This window comes from Tropicimonas omnivorans (assembly GCF_031846565.1).
GTDB lineage: Bacteria > Pseudomonadota > Alphaproteobacteria > Rhodobacterales > Rhodobacteraceae > Tropicimonas_B > Tropicimonas_B omnivorans.
On record NZ_JAVRHL010000001.1, the window covers coordinates 859,903 to 878,154 of the forward strand.

At 68.5% G+C, this 18,252-nt stretch carries 17 protein-coding genes; 14 read left to right on the forward strand and 3 right to left on the reverse strand.

Annotated elements, in window-relative coordinates:
* Positions 1-51 precede the first annotated feature (51 nt).
* From RM543_RS04225 to RM543_RS04260, 8 genes are all read left to right on the forward strand, one after another.
* Positions 52-1,014 (forward strand): sugar-binding transcriptional regulator, encoded by a 963-nt coding sequence (locus RM543_RS04225; RefSeq protein WP_311689636.1) that lies wholly within the window; start codon positions 52-54, stop codon positions 1,012-1,014.
* 266 nt (positions 1,015-1,280) lie between these two features.
* Positions 1,281-2,600, forward strand: coding sequence for an ABC transporter substrate-binding protein (locus RM543_RS04230; protein WP_311689637.1), 1,320 nt, complete (start codon positions 1,281-1,283; stop codon positions 2,598-2,600).
* A gap of 173 nt (positions 2,601-2,773) precedes the next feature.
* Entirely contained in the window at positions 2,774-3,646 is an 873-nt protein-coding gene (locus RM543_RS04235; RefSeq protein WP_311689638.1) for a carbohydrate ABC transporter permease, read from the forward strand.
* 15 nt (positions 3,647-3,661) lie between these two features.
* A complete protein-coding gene (locus RM543_RS04240) occupies positions 3,662-4,492 on the forward strand; it encodes a carbohydrate ABC transporter permease (RefSeq protein ID WP_116085714.1) in 831 nt (276 codons plus the stop codon).
* Between the two features lie 14 nt (positions 4,493-4,506).
* On the forward strand, positions 4,507-5,505 hold the full coding sequence (locus RM543_RS04245) for an ABC transporter ATP-binding protein (protein ID WP_311689639.1): 999 nt from the start codon (positions 4,507-4,509) through the stop codon (positions 5,503-5,505).
* 127 nt (positions 5,506-5,632) lie between these two features.
* On the forward strand, positions 5,633-7,111 hold the full coding sequence (locus RM543_RS04250; protein WP_311689640.1) for a mannitol dehydrogenase family protein: 1,479 nt from the start codon (positions 5,633-5,635) through the stop codon (positions 7,109-7,111).
* A gap of 57 nt (positions 7,112-7,168) precedes the next feature.
* On the forward strand, positions 7,169-7,834 hold the full coding sequence (locus RM543_RS04255) for an HAD family hydrolase (protein WP_311689641.1): 666 nt from the start codon (positions 7,169-7,171) through the stop codon (positions 7,832-7,834).
* A 24-nt stretch (positions 7,835-7,858) separates the two neighbouring features.
* Entirely contained in the window at positions 7,859-9,424 is a 1,566-nt protein-coding gene (locus RM543_RS04260; RefSeq protein WP_311689642.1) for an FGGY-family carbohydrate kinase, read from the forward strand.
* Here the strand turns inward: RM543_RS04260 and RM543_RS04265 are convergent.
* Both RM543_RS04265 and RM543_RS04270 read right to left on the reverse strand, forming a co-directional pair.
* Positions 9,398-9,931, reverse strand: a complete 534-nt coding sequence (locus RM543_RS04265) for a gluconokinase (RefSeq protein ID WP_311689643.1) — start codon at positions 9,929-9,931, stop codon at positions 9,398-9,400. The two genes, RM543_RS04260 and RM543_RS04265, sit on opposite strands and share 27 nt — an antisense overlap.
* On the reverse strand, positions 9,931-10,131 hold the full coding sequence (locus tag RM543_RS04270; RefSeq protein WP_311689644.1) for a SlyX family protein: 201 nt from the start codon (positions 10,129-10,131) through the stop codon (positions 9,931-9,933). Before RM543_RS04270 ends, RM543_RS04265 begins: the two co-directional genes overlap by 1 nt.
* Positions 10,132-10,314: 183 nt before the next feature.
* On the opposite strand from RM543_RS04270, the gene hisS reads away from it, so the two are divergent.
* The 6 genes from hisS (at position 10,315) to glpK (ending at position 17,440) form a co-directional block, all read left to right on the forward strand.
* Positions 10,315-11,826 (forward strand): histidine--tRNA ligase, encoded by a 1,512-nt coding sequence (gene hisS / locus RM543_RS04275; RefSeq protein WP_311689645.1) that lies wholly within the window; start codon positions 10,315-10,317, stop codon positions 11,824-11,826.
* Positions 11,819-12,928, forward strand: coding sequence for an ATP phosphoribosyltransferase regulatory subunit (locus RM543_RS04280; RefSeq protein ID WP_311689646.1), 1,110 nt, complete (start codon positions 11,819-11,821; stop codon positions 12,926-12,928). The genes hisS and RM543_RS04280 overlap by 8 nt, the downstream gene beginning before the upstream one ends.
* On the forward strand, positions 12,925-13,635 hold the full coding sequence (hisG, locus tag RM543_RS04285) for an ATP phosphoribosyltransferase (RefSeq protein ID WP_311689647.1): 711 nt from the start codon (positions 12,925-12,927) through the stop codon (positions 13,633-13,635). The genes RM543_RS04280 and hisG overlap by 4 nt, the downstream gene beginning before the upstream one ends.
* Before the next feature lie 48 nt (positions 13,636-13,683).
* On the forward strand, positions 13,684-14,202 hold the full coding sequence (locus tag RM543_RS04290) for a DUF421 domain-containing protein (protein ID WP_311689648.1): 519 nt from the start codon (positions 13,684-13,686) through the stop codon (positions 14,200-14,202).
* 99 nt (positions 14,203-14,301) lie between these two features.
* Positions 14,302-15,879 carry a glycerol-3-phosphate dehydrogenase gene (gene glpD / locus RM543_RS04295; protein ID WP_311689649.1) on the forward strand — a complete coding sequence of 526 codons (1,578 nt, stop codon included), beginning with the start codon at positions 14,302-14,304 and terminating at the stop codon, positions 15,877-15,879.
* Positions 15,880-15,937: 58 nt separating this feature from the next.
* Positions 15,938-17,440, forward strand: coding sequence for a glycerol kinase GlpK (glpK, locus tag RM543_RS04300; RefSeq protein ID WP_311689650.1), 1,503 nt, complete (start codon positions 15,938-15,940; stop codon positions 17,438-17,440).
* 6 nt (positions 17,441-17,446) lie between these two features.
* Here the strand turns inward: glpK and truA are convergent, their stop codons facing one another.
* Positions 17,447-18,214: a tRNA pseudouridine(38-40) synthase TruA gene (gene truA, locus RM543_RS04305; protein WP_311689651.1), complete on the reverse strand. Its 768-nt coding sequence runs from the start codon at positions 18,212-18,214 to the stop codon at positions 17,447-17,449.
* Positions 18,215-18,252: the final 38 nt, after the last annotated feature.

The window sequence follows — 18,252 nt, forward strand, 5'->3', positions numbered from 1 at the left end:
GGGCCCGGTCGTGCAATCCTGCGCTCCTCCCGCGAGGACAAGGGCAGGCTGATGGCGAAGGACGAGAGAACGGGCAGGAGCGCGCGGAGGCTGGACGATGCGGCGCGCGCAGCTTGGCTCTACTATATCTCAGGCAAGACGCAGGACGAGATCGCGAGCGTCCTCGGCGTCTCCCGGCAATCGGCCCAGCGTCTCGTCAGTCAGGCGATGGCGGCGGGCATGGTGAAGGTCCGGATCGACCATCCGATCGCCGCCTGCCTCTCCCTGGCCGAGCGCCTGAAATCCGAGCTCGGGCTTGCGATGGCGGAGGTCGTGCCGACCCTGCCGGGGGAGGGCGGTCCGCTGGCCGCCGTCGCCAGCGCCACGTCGGCCTGCATCGAGGAATGGCTGGAGCGGGAGGAACCGCTCGTCGCGGGCTTCGGCACCGGACGGACCCTGCGCGCGGCCGTGGAGCAGTTGCCGCGTCTCGCCTGCGCCCATCACAAGATCGTCTCTCTGACGGGCAATATCTCCATCGACGGCTCGACGGCCTATTACAACGTGCTCTTCTCGCTGTCGGACCGGGTGGACGCGCCGACCTACCCCCTGCCGATGCCGGTCATCGCCTCCTCTCCCGAGGAGCGTGAGATGATCGTCGGGCAGAAGGCGATCCGCAGGACCATGGAGCTGGCGGCGGCGGCCGAGGTCGCCTTCGTCGGCATCGGGGACGTGTCGGAAAGCGCGCCGCTGGTGCTGGACGGCTTTCTGTCCCGGCAGGATCTGGACGCGCTCAGGGCGGCCGGCGCGGCGGGGGAGATCCTCGGCCGTACCTACGATTCGCAAGGCGTAGAGATCGCCGCCCGCGCCGCCCGGCGGGTGACCTCCATGCCGCTTTCGGACCTTGCGAACGGGCGCAGCGTGATCGCCTCGGCCACCGGCACCGCCAAGCTCCCGGCCATCGCCGGGGCGATTCGCGGCGGGCTGATCACCGGCCTCATCACGGACGAGGCGACCGCGGCGGCCTTGCTGGGCTGAACGGTCGGGACGGTCCCCGTCCTTCTCCCCCGAGGCTCGATGATCCGCGCCGGGGCCCCGGTGCCTCCCCCGTCCGAACGGGCAAACAAGGGCCACACATCCACTGACACGTCTCGCCATGCGTTTTCTGCAATGCAGAATTGCGCCGGGGTATTGACCGCCGTCGCGCAGGATGCGAGTAATTGCCCGTCGAGGTGGCATATGCTCGATCGGAAGAAGTCGGACTGCCACCAGAATCGCCAAGCCCATAATGAGGGAGGAGCCCCATGACACGCTTGACCTGTACCCTTCTCGGAGCCTGCGCCGTTGGCGCCCTTGCGTCCGCAGCCGCCGCGCAGACGACGCTCACCATCGCCACGGTGAACAACGGCGACATGATCCGCATGCAGGGTCTGACCGAGGATTTCACCGCCGATCATCCCGACATCGAACTCGAATGGGTGACGCTCGAGGAGAACGTCCTGCGCCAGCGCGTCACGCAGGACATCGCCACGAATGGCGGGCAGTTCGACGTGATGACCATCGGCACCTACGAGGTTCCGATCTGGGCGAACCAGGACTGGCTCCTCGCTCTCGACGACCTGCCCGAAGACTACGACGTCGACGACCTCCTGCCCTCCGTGCGCACCGCGCTGTCGGTGGATGACACGCTCTACGCCGCGCCGTTCTACGGCGAATCGGCAATGGTGATGTACCGAACCGACCTGGCCGACGAGGCCGGCGTCGAGATCCCCGATCAGCCGACCTGGGACGACATCATGACCGCCGCCGAGGCGATGACCGATCAGGACGCCGGGATCTACGGCATCTGCCTGCGCGGCAAGCCCGGCTGGGGCGAGAACATGGCCTTCATCACCGCCATGGCCAACAGCTACGGCGCGCGCTGGTTCGATACCGACTGGCAGGCCCAGTTCGACAGCGAGGAATGGACCTCCGCCGTCAACGATTACCTGACGATGATGAATGAGTACGGCCCGCCGGGCGCGTCGTCCAACGGCTTCAACGAGAACCTCTCGCTGTTCCAGCAGGGCAAGTGCGGCATGTGGATCGACGCGACCGTCGCCGCTGGCTTCGTCACCGATCCCGATGACAGCACGGTGGCGGACAGCGTCGGCTTCGCGCAGTTCCCGAACAAGGACGGCGTGGACAACCGGGGCAACTGGCTCTGGGCATGGTCGCTGGCGGTTCCGGCCTCCTCCGATGCGCCCGAGGCGGCCACGGAGTTCGTCGCCTGGGCCACGTCGCAGGGCTACACCCAGCTCGTCGCCGAGGAAGAGGGCTGGCGCGCCGCACCTCCGGGCACGCGGACGTCTCTCTACGAGAACCCCGAGTACCAGGAGGCCGCGCCCTTCGCCGAGATGACGCTGAACTCGATGTCCTCCGTCGATACCAGCGCGCCCTCCGTTCAGGAGATCCCGTATACCGGCGCCCAGTTCGTCGCGATCCCGGAATTCCAGGGCATCGGCACGGCGGTCGGTCAGCAGTTCTCCGCCGCGCTCGCGGGCCAGACGACGGCCGAGCAGGCCCTGCAGAACGCGCAGACCTCCACCAACCGCGAAATGGAGCGGGCGGGCTACCAGGACTGAGCCCCCGCGCGCCCCGCGCCCTTCCCTGAAAAGGGGGCGCGGGGGACCCCGCAAGAGATGGCGGGGGCGGCCCTCTTTTGGATCCGCCCCCGCCCATCCGCCCGAGGCGCGGACCCTGAGCCGTCCGCCCACGTGCATCCCTGATCCTTCGTCACGCCCCCGCGAGGCCCGCCATGGCGACAGCCCATTCCAGAACCGCCGCCCGCGCGATGATCTCGCCGGCCGTCATCCTGCTCCTTCTGTGGATGATCGTGCCGCTGGCGATGACGCTCTACTTCTCGTTCCTGCGCTACAACCTCCTCATGCCCGGCATGGAGGAGTGGACCGGCTTCGAGAACTACCGCTACTTCCTGACCGATCCCGCCTTCTCGACCGCGCTCGTCAATACGCTGCTGCTGGTCGGCGGGGTGCTCTTCATAACCCTCGTCGGCGGGACGCTCCTCGCGCTCCTGCTCAACCAGGAGTTCTTCGGGCAGGGCATCGTGCGGGTGCTCGCCATCGCGCCCTTCTTCGTCATGCCGACGGTCTCGGCGCTCGTCTTCAAGAACATGTTCATGAACCCCGTGAACGGCCTCTTCGCCTTCATGGCGGAGGCGATCGGGATGCAGCCCATCGACTGGCTGGCGGAGATCCCGCTTCTGTCCATCACGCTGATGGTGAGCTGGACGTGGCTGCCATTCGCCACGCTGATCCTGCTGACCTCGCTCCAGTCGCTCGACAGTGAGCAGATGGAAGCCTCCGAGATGGACGGCGCGGGCGCGATCTCCCGCTTCTTCTACATCACCGTGCCGCACCTTGCGCGGGCGGGCACCGTCGTGGTGCTGATCGAGACGATCTTCCTTCTGTCCATCTTTGCCGAGATCCTCGTGACGACGAATGGCGGGCCAGGGAACGCCTCCACGAACCTCACCTACCTCGTCTACGCCGAATCGCTCCTGCGCTTCGACGTCGGCACGGGGGCCGCGGGCGGCGTCGTCGCCATCATCCTCGCCAACATCGTCGCGATCTTCCTGATGCGCGCGATCGGCAAGAACCTCGACGCCTGAGGAGGGGCATCCCACATGGCACGCGCAAGCAGCACCTCCCGCAAGCTTACCGTCACCGTTTTTGCGTGGCTCGTCGGTCTCACGCTCTTCTTCCCGGTCCTCTGGACGGTCCTGACCTCCTTCAAGACCGAGGCCGAGGCGATCGCCGATCCGCCGAGCCTTCTGTTCTTCAACTGGACGCTCGAGAACTACGTCGTGGTGCAGGAGCGGTCGAACTACTTCCGCTACTTCTGGAACTCCGTTCTGATCTCGGTCGGCTCCACGGTCATCGGCCTGATCATCGCGGTGCCGGCGGCCTGGGCCATGGCCTTCGTGCCGAGCCCGCGGACCCGCGGGATCCTGATGTGGATGCTGTCCACGAAGATGCTGCCGCCGGTGGGCGTCCTGATCCCGATCTACCTGATCTTCCGGGACATGAACCTGCTCGACACGCGGACCGGCCTCATCATCGTGATGATGCTGATCAACCTGCCGATTATCGTCTGGATGCTCTACACCTACTTCAAGGAGATCCCCGGCGAGATCCTCGAGGCCGCCCGGATGGACGGGGCGCAACTGCGCAACGAGATCATCCACGTGCTGACGCCGATGGCGATCCCCGGCATCGCGTCCACCATGCTGCTGAACGTCATCCTCGCCTGGAACGAGGCATTCTGGACGCTGAATCTCACCGCGGCCAAGGCCGCGCCGCTGACCGCGTTCATCGCCAGCTATTCGAGCCCCGAGGGGCTGTTCTACGCCAAGCTCAGCGCCGCATCGACGATGGCCATCGCGCCCATCCTGATCCTCGGCTGGTTCAGCCAGAAGCAGCTCGTGCGCGGTCTCACCTTCGGCGCCGTGAAATAAGGAGGGCTCCCTGAATGGGCCGCATCACGCTCGACCAGATCACAAAGTCCTTCGGCGAGGCACAGGTCATTCCGCCTTTGGACCTCACCATCGAGGACGGCGAGTTCGTCGTCTTCGTCGGCCCCTCGGGCTGCGGCAAGTCCACGCTCCTGCGCCTGATCGCCGGGCTGGAGGACGTCACGTCGGGGGAGATCCGCATCGACGGCAAGCCCGCGACAGACCTGCCGCCGGCAAAGCGCGGCCTTGCCATGGTGTTCCAGTCCTACGCGCTCTACCCGCACATGAGCGTGCGCAAGAACATCGCCTTCCCGCTCAAGATGGCGAAGCTGTCGCAGGAGGAGATCAAACGGAAGGTGGAGAACGCCGCGCAGGTGCTCAACCTCTCCCCCTATATCGACAAGCGTCCCGGCCAGCTCTCTGGCGGGCAGCGCCAGCGCGTCGCCATCGGCCGGGCCATCGTGCGGGAGCCGGCCGCGTTCCTCTTCGACGAGCCCCTGTCGAACCTCGATGCGGCGCTCAGGGTCAACATGCGCGCCGAGATTTCCGAACTGCACCAGCAGCTTGCCACGACCATGATCTACGTCACCCACGATCAGGTCGAGGCGATGACGATGGCCGACAAGATCGTAGTGCTGCAGGCCGGTGTGATCGAGCAGGTCGGCTCGCCGCTCGATCTCTACAACCATCCGCGCAACCTCTTCGTCGCGGGCTTCATCGGCTCGCCCAAGATGAACTTCATCACCGGCCCCGAAGCCGCGAAACACGGCGCCCACACCATCGGCATCCGCCCCGAACATCTGCGGACCTCGAAGGAGAGCGGGGACTGGACCGGCCGCGTCGGCCTGGGCGAACATCTGGGGTCGGACACGTTCCTGCGGGTGGATACGGAGTTCGGCGAGATGACCGTCCGCACCATCGGCGATTTCGACGCGCGGCACGGCGACACCGTCTATCTCACCCCCGATCCCGCCCGTCTCCACCGCTTCGACGAAAGCGGCCTTTCGATCCGGTGAGCCCGGCCCGCGCCGAGGGGGACCGTCCCCCCTCCAGGGGGCGAGCGGGCGAAGACCCGATGACGCTGCCGCGCCGGTTTTCGTCCGCCGAAGGCAGCCCAACATTGCTTTTCTAGGAGTGCACGCCATGGCCGTGACCCTGTCCCTCGCCGATCTAGGCACCCTTCCCGAAGGCGTCGCCCGCCCGAGCTACGACCGCGAGGACCTCTCGCCCGGAATCCTGCATTTCGGCGTTGGCAACTTTCACCGCGCGCATCAGGCCGTCTATCTCGACCGGCTCTTCAGGGCGGGGGAGGGGCGTGACTGGGCCATCGTCGGCGCCGGGGTCATGCCGGGGGACGCCGCGGCGCGAACGACACTGGCTGCGCAGGATTTCCTGACGACCGTCGTCGAGCAGTCCGCCGAGACGAGCGAGGCCCGCGTCACGGGCGCCATGATCGATTACCTCGACCCCGGCGATGTCGGGGCGATCGTGGCGAAGCTGACGGACCCGGCAATCCGGATCGCCTCTCTCACGATTACCGAAGGCGGCTACTTCATCGACGCCGAAACCGGCCGCTTCGATCCCGGGCATCCCGCCATTGCCGCCGATGGCAGGACCCCGGATGCGCCGAAAACCGTCTTCGGCCTTCTCGTCGCCGGCTTGCAGGCACGCCGCGAGAGCGGGCAGCCGCCCTTCACCATCATGTCCTGCGACAACATTCCCCATAACGGCTCCATCACGCGCAATGCCGTCGCCGGCCTCGCGCGTCTGTCGGACCCGGCGCTTGCGGACTGGATCGAGCAGAATGTCGCATTCCCGAGCGGGATGGTGGACCGGATCACCCCCGCGACAGGCGATCGCGAGCGCGCGATCGTCCGGGAGACGTTCGGTGTGGCCGATAACTGGCCCGTCTTCTGCGAGGATTTCATCCAGTGGGTGCTGGAGGACGATTTCCCGCAAGGACGGCCCGCGCTCGAGACGGTTGGCGTCCAGTTCGTGCCGGACGTGGCGCCGTTCGAGACCATGAAGCTCCGCATCCTCAACGGCGGCCACGCGGTCATCGCCTATCCCGCCGGGCTACTCGGCATCCACTTCGTCCACGAGGCGATGGAGGACGAGCAGATCCGCGCCTTCCTCGCCAAGATCACCTCGGACGAGATCATCCCCGCCGTGCCCCCGGTGCCGGAGACCGACCTCGAAACCTATGCCGCCACCATCGAGGCGCGCTTTGCCAACCCCAAGATCGGGGACACCGTGCGGCGTCTGTGCCTCGACGGCTCCAACCGGCAGCCGAAATTCATCGTGCCGACCATCGCGGACCGCCTGAACGCGGGGCAGGGGATTACCGGCCTCGCCCTCGAAAGCGCGCTCTGGTGCCGCTACTGCGCAGGCACGACCGAGGCGGGCGAGACGATCGAGCCGAACGATCCGGCTTGGGACCGACTGGTAGAGCGGGCGGAGGCTGCGCGCAGCGATCCCTCCGCCTGGCTCGGGATGCAGGACGTTTACGGCGCCGTCGGCCGGGACCCGGCTTTTGCCGATGCGTTCGCCAAATGCCTCGGGGCGCTGTATGCGGACGGCGTGCGCGCGACACTCGCGGCATATCTGGAGGACACGCTCTAGGGCCACGACGGGGCATCGCCCCATCCGCCCGGCGGGCGAGACAGGAAGGACCGGGCCATGCTGCCGCGTCTCGTCATCTTCGACTGCGACGGGGTCCTGGTGGACAGCGAGCTTCTGTCCGCCGAGGTGCTCCTCGATGTGGTGCGCGAAGCCGGCGGACGGATCGAGGCGGCGGACGTCTACGAGCGGTTCCTCGGCCGCTCCATGGCGAGCGTGGTGGAGATCCTGCGCGACGAGCACGATTGCGAGCTGACCGAGGCCCACCTGTTGCAGATCCGCCAGCGTCTCTTCGCGCGCTTCGAGACCGATCTTGGCGCGATCCCCCACGTGGCGGAGGCGATCGCAAGGATCGGCGCGCCCGTCTGCGTCGCCTCCTCCTCCCAGCCCGAACGGATTCGCCTCTCGCTTTCCCTGACCGGCCTGCTGCCCCTGTTCGAGGGTCGGATCTATAGCGCGACCATGGTGCCGCGCGGCAAACCGGCGCCCGATCTCTTCCTCCATGCAGCGGCCCGGATGGGGGCCGATCCGGCGGAGTGCGTCGTCATCGAGGACAGCGTGGCCGGGCTTCGCGCCGCACGGGCGGCCGGGATGCGCACCCTCGCCTTCACCGGTGGAAGCCACGCAGCGCCAGCGAGATTGCACGAGAAGGTCGTCTCGCTCTCGCCTGATGCGGTCGTGGACGATATGCGTGGTCTGGCCGACGCGCTCGCCGCGCTCGGCTAGGTCGCGCTCGCTCGAGGAACAGGCATGGAGTCTCTGATCTGCGCGGTGGATGTCGGAACCGCGAGCGCCCGGGCGGGTCTGTTCGATCGCTCGGGGTACATGATCGTCCGCCACGTCGCGCCGTTCGAGATGTCCGGCACGCTCGGCGGGATCGTGGAGATGTCCTCGGAGGGGGTCTGGCGCGCCGTCGCCGCAGCGGTGAGTGGCGCCCTTGCCGACGCCCGCGCCGGCGGGGAGACCCGTCCCGTCGCCGGGCTCGCCTTCGACGCGACCTGCTCCCTGGTCCTGCGCCAGAAGGGTGGCGCCCCCCTGGAGATCGGCGCGAACGGTGCGGACACCATCGCCTGGATGGATCACCGCGGCACGGCGGAGGCCGAGGAGATCGCGGCAACCGGCGATCCAGCCCTCGCCTTCGCCGGCGGCTCCATGCATCCCGAGATGCAGTTGCCGAAGCTCCTCTGGCTCAAGCGCCACCGCCCGCTTCTCTGGGACAGGCTGGGCTCGGCGCGGGACCTCGTCGATTTCCTCACATGGCGCGCGACGGGGTCCGAGATCCGCTCCCTCTGCGCGGCGTCGGCGAAATGGGGATACTGCCCGGGCGATGGCGGCTGGCCGGAGGCGCTCTTCGCCCGGATAGGGCTCGAGGACCTTGGCGAGGCCGCCGGCCTTCCGCATCACGTCGCGCCGCCGGGAACGCGGGCCGGAACGCTGACCGCGCTTGCGGCGACGGAGCTCGGCCTGCCGATCGGCTGCCCGGTCGCGGTCGGGATGGTGGACGCCTATGCCGGCGCGCTCGGCCTCTTGGGCCGTGCCCCGGATGGCGGCCGCGGCGGTCATGCGGCGCTGATCGCCGGCACCTCCGCCTGTGTCATGAGCGTGAGCGCCGAGCGGCCGGACAGCGCCGGGCTATGGGGTCCGGTGGAGGGAGCGGTGCTGCCCGGCCTGTGGTCCATCGAGGGCGGGCAAAGCGCGGCCGGCGCCCTTCTCGACTGGGTGCTTGAAACCTTCGGGCCGGGCGCTGCCGACATCGCCGCCCACGAGGCCACGCTTGCCCGGATCGAGACGCTCCTGATCGCCGAAGGGCCGGACCTTGCGTCCGACATCCATGTCCTGACAGGCGGTCGCGGGCGGCGGATGCCCCGTCCCGGGTCCGAGAGGCGGGCGGGGATCATCGGTCTCGGCCTCGGGCGCGGTGCGGACGATGCCGCCCGGATCTACTGGCGCGCCGCGACAGCGCTCGCGCTCGGCATGGGGGATGTCCTCGGCGAGATGGACGCCGCGGGGGAGCCCGTGCGGGTGCTTCATGCCGCCGGCGGCGTGCGGCGAAGCCCGCTTCTGATGCAACTCTACGCCGACGCGACGGGGCGCGAGGTCCGGCCCTCCGGCGCTGCCGATGCGGTCCTGCTCGGAACCGCCATGCTCGGAGCCTCGGCCGCGGGGATGTATCCCGGCCCAGGTGCGGCGGCCGCCTCCATGGGCATGCCCGCCGGCACTCCGATCACGCCGCGCGCCGAACGCGCCGGGCGCATGGAGGCGGACCGCAAGGCGCAGGCGCGTCTTCGCTCAGCGATGCGGGATCTGGGCCCCTGAGCGGCGAAGCCAGTCCAGCGTCGTCTCGACATGAGCCTCCGCGGGAGCCAGATCCGAGAGGGTCAGGCCGTCCTCGTCCGGCTCAAGCGGCTCGAGCGTCGCAAGCTGGCTGTCCAGAAGCGAGGGCGGCATGAAATGCCCGGTCCGGCCGCTGATCCGCTCCCGCAACGTGTCTGCGTCCGGCGCGAGGTGAACGAAGGTGACGTGGGAGCCGGCGGCCTGCCGCACCTGGTCCCGGTAGGCGTGCTTGAGGACCGACGCGGCGACACAGGCTCCCGTGCCGTCCTTCCGCCCGGTCCGCAGGGCTTCGCCCACGGCCTTGAGAAACGGCTTGCGCATCTCGTCGTCGAGCGGATGGCCCGCTTCCATCCATGCGATGTTCTCGGGCGGATGACAGGTATCGCCTTCGATGAACGGCAGGCCGAGGCGCTCCGCGAGCCGGCGTGCGAGGGTGGACTTGCCGGAGGCGCTGACCCCCATGACCACGAGAAGGAGCGGCTCCGCCATCAGTAATGCGGCGGGGTTTCGTCGGTGAAGACGGCGCCGCCAGACTGGGCGGCCTCGTCATCCGCCGCGCGCCGGGTGAGATAGGCCACCCGTGCCTCCAGCCGCGAAATCTGCGTCTCCTGACGTGCGACGACCTCGGACAGATCGTCCGTCACGCGCCGCAGATGCGCCAGTTCTTCTTCGATGCGGGTCTCGTTCATGGGGATTCTGGTACCCGCTTGTCGGCGGAGGGGGAAGGGGATTGCGGGACGCCGGCATCCGCGCCCGCGTCCATCGGTGCGGCAGCACCGCCAGCGGCCAGCGGCCGCGGTTGCGAGCGCACCGGCCTTCGGCTAGATGCGGGCGCGACTGCGATGCAGGGCAAGGCGGGGACGAGACGCGACATGGCAAAGACCAAGAAGGCCCCTCGGCCCAAGGCCGTGACCCCGCGCGGCTTCCGCGATTACATGGGCGCGGAGGTCACCGAGCGGACCGAAATGCTCGGCAGGATCGCCGAGGTTTACCGTCTTTACGGCTTCGACCCGCTGGAGACGAGCGCGGTGGAGACGGTCGAGGCGCTTGGCAAGTTCCTGCCCGACGTGGATCGCCCGAACGAAGGCGTCTTCGCATGGGAGGAGAACAGCGACTGGCTGGCGCTGCGCTACGACCTGACCGCGCCCTTGGCCCGGGTCGCCGCTCAGTACCGCAACGATCTGCCCTCGCCCTACCGCCGCTACGCGATGGGGCCGGTGTGGCGCAACGAAAAGCCCGGGCCGGGGCGGTTCCGCCAGTTCTACCAATGCGATGCGGACACGGTGGGCGCGCCCTCCGTCGCCGCCGACGCGGAGATCTGCGGAATGCTCTGCGAGGCGCTGGAAGCGGCCGGGATCGAGCGGGGGGACTACGCCGTCCGGATCAACAACCGCAAGGTCCTGAATGGTGTGATGGAGGTCGCCGGCATCCTCGATCCGGCCGACCCCGAGGCATTCGGGCGGGAGCGGGGCATCGTCCTGCGCGCCATCGACAAGCTCGACCGGCTGGGACCGGAGGGCGTCCGCCTCCTTCTCGGCGGGGGCCGCAAGGACGAGAGCGGCGACTTCACCAAGGGGGCCGGGCTGACCGATGAGCAGGCCGCCGTGGTGATGGGCTTCGTCGAGGCGGGGCTGGACCGAAGCGATGCCGGGCGCGCCCCCGCCGCCGTGCTGGCGCGGCTCCGGGATCTCGTCGGCGAAAGCGCTGAGGGGCGGGCCGGCGTCGATGAGCTGGAGCACATCGCCGAGCTTCTGGCAGCGCAGGGCTTCGGCCCGGACCGCGCAACCATCGACCCTTCCGTCGTTCGCGGCCTCGGCTATTACACCGGCCCCGTCTTCGAGGCGGAGCTGACCTTCGAGATCACGGGCGAGGATGGCAAGCCGCGCCAGTTCGGCTCCGTCGCCGGCGGCGGGCGCTACGACGACCTGGTGAAGCGCTTCACCGGGCAGGCCGTCCCCGCGACCGGCATCTCCATCGGCGTCGACCGGCTCCTCGCCGCCCTCCATGCCACCGGCAAGACGAAGGGCGAGGCGGACGGTCCCGTCGTCGTCACCGTGATGGACCGGGACCGGCTGCCCGCCTACCAGGCGATGGCGTCCGAGCTCCGCGCCGCCGGGATCCGGGCGGAGGTCTACCTCGGCAATCCGAAGAACTTCGGCAATCAGCTCAAATACGCGGACAAGCGCGGCTCCCCGGTCGCCGTGATCGAGGGCGAGGAGGAGGCCGGGCGCGGCGTCGTTCAGCTCAAGGACCTGAAGCTCGGCGCGAAGATCGCGGCGAGTGCGACGCTCGAGGAATGGAAGGGGCAGCCAGCCCAGCGCGAGGTGCCCCGCGCCGATCTTGTGGCCGAACTCGGCCGGATGCTGGCGGCCCACGATGCCTGACAAGGCGGCGATCCGGGCCGAGGCCGCGCGGCTTCTGGCGGCATTCGAAAACACGGGGGCGGTCCCGGTCGAGGCGGAGATCCTGCAGCCGGCGGGCACGCTCCTCGATCTTTATGGCGAGGATATCCGCGCCCGCGCTTTCACTACGGACGATCCCCTTCAGGGCGAGATGATGCTCCGGCCGGACTTCACCGTCCCCGTGGTCGAGGCGCACATGCGCGAAGGCGCGGAGCCGGCGCGCTACTGCTACGCGGGCGAGGTCTTCCGGCGTCAGGAGGTCGCGAGCGCCGGGCGTGCGGCGGAAACGATGCAGGTGGGGCTCGAGTTCTTTTCCCGCGCGGATCCGGCGGCGGCGGACGCGGAGGTCTTCGCGCTCTTCTCGGAATTGCTGGCGCCGCTCGGCCTCAGGGCCGCCATGGGCGATATCGGCCTTCTGACGGCGGCGGTCGAGGGGCTTGGCGCCTCTCCCCGGCGACGGGCCGCGCTGATGCGGCATCTCTGGCGCCCGCGCCGCTTCAAGGCACTGCTCGACCGGTATGCCGGACGCTCGACGGTGCCGCCGGCGCGCAAGGCTCTTCTGGACGGGCTGGGACGGAAGAGCGCCGAGGAGCTGGTCGCGAAGGCCGGGCCGGAGATCGGCCTGAGGTCCGCCTCGGAGGTCGTCGCGCGCATTGGGGCGCTGGCCGAGGATGCCGCTGAAGACCGGCTGTCCGCGGCGGAGGTCGAGGTGATCGACGATCTCCTGGCGGTGCGCGCGGACCCCGAGAACGCCCTTGCCCGGCTCGAGGATATCGCGGTGGACATGCCTGCCATGGAGCCGGCGGCGGCGCGGCTCGCCGATCGGCTGGACGCCCTGGCGAAGCGCGGCGTCGATCTCTCCGCCATCGAATTCGAGGGCAGCTACGGCCGCACCTCGATGGAGTATTACGACGGCTTCGTCTTCGGCTTTTATGCCCCCGGCCGCCCGGACCTGCCTCCCGTCGCCACCGGTGGGCGCTACGATGCGCTTTGCTCGCGGCTCGGCGGGGGGCGCTCGATCGAGGCCGTGGGCGGGGTGATCCGGCCCGGCCTCGCCCTTGCGCTCACGGAAGGTGCACCATGACGCTCAAGCTCGGCGTGCCGTCCAAGGGGCGGCTCATGGAGAAGACCTTCGACTGGTTCGGAGCGCGCGGGCTCGACATCCGCCGCACGGAGAATGAGCGCGAGTACGCGGGCCGCGTCGAGGGGGCCGACGGCGTGGAACTGGTGCTGCTCTCTGCCGGCGAGATCCCGCGGGAGCTCGAGGCGGGACGCATTCATCTCGGCGTCACCGGCTCGGACATGGTGCGCGAGCGCCTCGCCTCCTGGCAGGATTCGGTTCAGGAACTGACCCGGATGGGCTTCGGCCACGCCGATCTGGTTCTCGCCGTGCCGGCCTTCTGGGCGGATGTGGACACGCTCGACGATCTCGATGCCGCCGCCGCCGCGTTCCGCGCCAAGCACGGTTTCCGCCTGCGGATCGCGACGAAGTATCACCGGCTGGTCCGGGAGTTCCTGCGCGAGACGGGCGTGGCCGATTACCGGCTGGTGGACAGCCAGGGCGCGACCGAGGGCACCGTGCGGAACGGCACGGCGGAGGCGATCGCGGACATTACCTCCACCGGGGAGACATTGCGGGCGAACCACCTGCGCATCCTGTCGGACGGTGTGATGCACCGCAGCCAGGCGACGCTCTTCAAGTCCCGCCGGGCAGATTGGGATGGCGGCGCCCGCGAGGTCTGGCGCGGCCTCGGCAACCTGCTCGGAATCTCCGAACGCGGCGACCGCTGAGTTTCCATTCGCGCGGAACGAATGGCCACTCGGGCCCGTTCGCCCGTCATGACCTATATCGAGCCCTTCCTGCGTGCGCTTGTCGCCGTGCCGGTCCTGATCCTCATTGTCAGGATGAACGGGCTCCGGTCCTTCTCCAAGATGTCGAGCTTCGACTTCGCGCTGACCGTCGCGACGGGCTCGCTTTTGGCGACGACGATCGTGGACACCCGCTCCAGCCTCGTCACCGCCCTGATCGGCATCGCCTCGGTCTTCTTCGTGCAGCGCGTGATCGCGACCTTCCGCCGCCATGCGCCGGACACCCAGCGGGTCTTCGACAACTCGCCACTTCTCCTGATGGAGAATGGCGAGATATTCGAGGCGAACCTCAAGGCCGCCCGCCTCACCCGGACAGACCTGATGGCGAAGCTCCGCGAAGCCGGGATCGTTTCGCTGGGGCAGGTGCGCGCGGTGGTTCTGGAGACGACCGGTGATGTCAGCGTGCTGTCGGGAGAGCCGGGCGGGCCCGGGGTCGAGGAGCCCATCATGCTCGGCGTCCGGCGCGGTGCCGGGCGGGCCGGGGCCTGAACCATCGTCCTTAAGGGGTTTGACCCTGCCCTTCACTGATTTAGCCTCTGTGCACCCGGCCCCGTCAGGGATCGCACGCAAACGGGAGGGAGACCCGACATGGACAGTACCGACATCTCCGATCTTTTCGTCATCGGCGGAGGGATCAACGGATGCGGAATCGCCCGCGACGCGGCCGGGCGCGGGCTGACCGTTCGCCTCGCCGAGATGAACGACCTCGCCTCGGCGACGTCCAGCGCCTCCACGAAGCTCTTCCACGGCGGGCTGCGCTACCTCGAGTATTTCGAGTTCCGCCTCGTCCGGGAAGCGCTGATCGAGCGGGAGACGCTGCTGCGCGCCATGCCGCACATCTCCTGGCCGCTGCGATTCGTGCTGCCCTATACCGCGGACATGCGGTTCGAGAGCGACACGCCGACCTCGAAGCTCATGGGGGTCGTCATGCCGTGGATGAAGGGGCGCCGACCGTCCTGGCTGATCCGCATGGGCCTTGCGATGTACGACAACCTCGGCGGCCGGAAGATCCTGCCGGGCACCTCCACCGTCAATCTCAAGAACGATATCGCCGGCCTGCCGCTCAAGGAGCGGTTCGACAAGGCCTACGAGTATTCCGACTGCTGGGTGCAGGATTCGCGGCTCGTGGCCCTCAACGCCCGCGATGCGGCAGAGCGCGGCGCCAAGATCATGACGCGCACCAAGGTCATCGAGGCGCAGCGGGGCGACGGCGTCTGGGAGATCACGACGGAAGGCCCGGAGGGCAAGCAGACCTTTCGCGCCCGCGCGCTGGTCAATGCCGGCGGGCCCTGGGTGGAGCAGGTGATCAACCAGCGCATTCACGACAATACCCGCGAGGGCGTCAGGCTCGTGAAAGGCAGCCACATCGTCACCCGCAAGCTCTTCGAGCATGACAAGTGCTACTTCTTCCAGGGCACGGACGGGCGGATCATCTTCGCCATTCCCTACGAGGAAGACTTCACGCTCATCGGCACCACCGATGCGGTGCACGAGGATCCCGACCAGAAGCCCGAGATATCGGACGAGGAGCGCGACTATCTTCTCGCGTTCGTGTCGCAGTACTTCCGGGAGCCGGTGCGGCAGGAAGATATCGTCTGGACCTATTCCGGCGTGCGGCCTCTCTACGACGACGGCGCGAAGAGCGCGACGGCGGCGACGCGGGACTATGTCATCAAGCTGCATTCCGAGAGCGGCGCGCCCTACATCAACATCTTCGGCGGCAAGATCACGACCTATCGCCGGCTCGCCGAATCCGCGCTCGAGCGCCTCGGCGAAGTTCGTGACATGGGCGCGCCATGGACCGCGGGCGTGCCGCTGCCGGGCGGTGACTTCCCGGTGAACGGTGTGGACAAGCTGATCGCGGACCTCGTCGCCCGGTACGACTTCCTCGATGAGCGCTGGGCCAAGCGCCTCGTCCGCGCCTACGGCATGGATGCTTGGAAGATCCTCGGAGAGGCTTCAGAGGTCGGCGATCTCGGTCAGGATTTCGGGCACACGCTGACCGAGACGGAGGTGCGCTGGCTGATGAAGTACGAGTTCGCCCGCTCGGCCGATGACGTCCTCTGGCGCCGCGGCAAGCTCGGTCTGCGCCTGTCGCAGGAGGAGGCCGGACGGCTGGACGCCTTCATGGTGGACAACGCGGATCGCCTCGAGGCGGCCGAGTGACGATGGCGGGGACCGCCCCCCGCCCAATACATTCTCACAAGACCCGAAGGGAGGGGGCATGAGCTACATTCTGGCCATCGATCAGGGCACGACGTCCACCCGCGCAATCCTGTTCGACCGGGACATGCACATGGCCCATTCCGCTCAGGAGGAGTTCGCGCAGCACTATCCCGCCTCCGGCTGGGTGGAGCACGATGCGGGCGATCTGTGGGACACGACGCTGCGGACGTGCCGCACCGTTCTGGAGAAGGCAGGGATCCGCGCCGGGGACGTCGCCGCCATCGGCATCACCAACCAGCGCGAGACCACCGTCGTCTGGGACACCGAGACGGGCAAGGCGATCCATCCCGCCATCGTCTGGCAGGACCGCCGCACCGCCGATTTCTGCCGCCAACTCCGTGAGGAGGGGCGGGAGGAGATGTTCACCAAGCGCACCGGCCTCCTGCTCGACCCGTATTTCAGCGCGACCAAGCTCAAGTTCATCCTCGACGAGGTGGACGGCGCGCGCGAGAGGGCGGCCGAGGGCAGGCTCCTCTTCGGCACGGTGGACAGCTTCCTGATCTGGCATCTGACGGGCGGCAAGTCCCACGTCACGGACGCCACCAATGCCAGCCGGACGCTGCTCTACGACATTCACAAGCGCCGCTGGTCCGAGACCATCTCGGATATCTTCGACATCCCGCTGAAGATGCTCCCGAAGGTGCTGGATACGGGCGGTGAGTTCGGCGTGACCTCCGAAGAGCTGTTCGGAGGCGAGATCCCGATCCTGGGCGTCGCCGGCGATCAGCAGGCGGCGACGCTCGGGCAGGCGTGCTTCGAGCCCGGCATGCTGAAATCGACCTACGGCACCGGGTGCTTTGCGCTTCTGAACACCGGCGACAAGCCGGTGCAGTCCCAGAACCGGCTCCTGACCACCGTCGCCTACCAGTTCGACGGCAAGCCCACCTTCGCTCTTGAAGGCTCCATCTTCATCGCCGGTGCGGTCGTCCAGTGGCTGCGGGACGGGCTGAAGATCATTTCCTCATCCTCCGAGAGCCAGCCCATGGCGGAGAAGGCGGACCCGGGGCAGAACCTGATCCTCGTCCCCGCCTTCACCGGTCTCGGCGCGCCCTACTGGGATGCCGAGTGCCGCGGCGCGGTCTTCGGGCTGACGCGCAATTCCGGGCCGGAGGAGTTCGCCAAGGCGGCGCTCGAGAGCGTCGGGTTCCAGACGCGCGATCTTCTCGAGGCGATGACGGCGGACATAACGGCCGACCATGGCGGCGAGGAGCAGGCGGGGGACACGCTGCGCGTCGACGGCGGCATGTCCGCGTCCGACTGGGCGATGCAGTTCCTGTCCGACATCATCGGCGCCTCCGTGGACCGGCCCGAGGTGCTGGAGACGACGGCTCTCGGCGCGGCCTGGGTCGCGGGGTCGCAAGCGGGCCTCTATCCCTCCTTCGACGGCTTCACGAAGAGCTGGAAGCTCGAGACGCGCTTCGAGCCGAAGATGAGCGAGGGGGATCGCGACGAGCGGTACCGTCAATGGAAGGACGCGGTGAAGGCCACGATGTCCGTCTGAGCGGCCTCAGCCGAACGGGTCTTCCGGGTAGGAGACCCCGGCGAGGTAGAGCCCGTGAGGCGGGCAGACCGGGCCGCATCGGGCCCGGTCCCGCGCCGCCAGCACCTCGCCGACCCGCCCCGGCGGCCACGCGCCGGCGCCGACCCGTTCGAGCGTTCCGACAAAGCTGCGGACCTGCGAATGGAGGAACGATCGGGCGCGGACGTGAAAGTGGATTTCCGGCGCTTCCCCGGATCCGGCCCGTTCGATCCGCAGCTCGTCCAGCGTGCGCACCGGACTGTCCGCCTGGCATTCGGAGGCCCGGAAGGTCGTGAAGTCGTGCCGCCCGAGAAGGTGGCGGGCGCCGTCCTGCATGGCATCGACGTCCATCGGCTGAGGGACCAGCCAGACCTTGCCTGCCTCCAGCGCCGCCGGCGCGCGGCGGTTCAGCATCCGGAAGAGATAGCGCCGCTCCGTCGCCGAGAAGCGCGCGTGCCACTCTTCGGACACCTCGGCGCAGGCCGTGACGGCCACGGGGTGGGGCTTCAGGTGGTGATTGAGCGCGCCCATCAGGCGGAACGGATCCCAATCCTTCGCCAGGTCCGCATGGGCGATTTGTCCCGTCGCGTGGACGCCGGCATCCGTGCGCCCCGCCGCGGCGATGGTGACGGGGGCGACTTCCAGCCGTGCGATCGCGGCCTCTACCGCGCCCTGCACCGAAGGGGCGTGCGACTGACGCTGCCAACCCGAGAACGGGCCGCCGTCATACTCGATGCGGAGGGCAAATCGGGGCATTGCGGGGCCTTAGCGCCGGAATGCGCGTCAGTCCATCC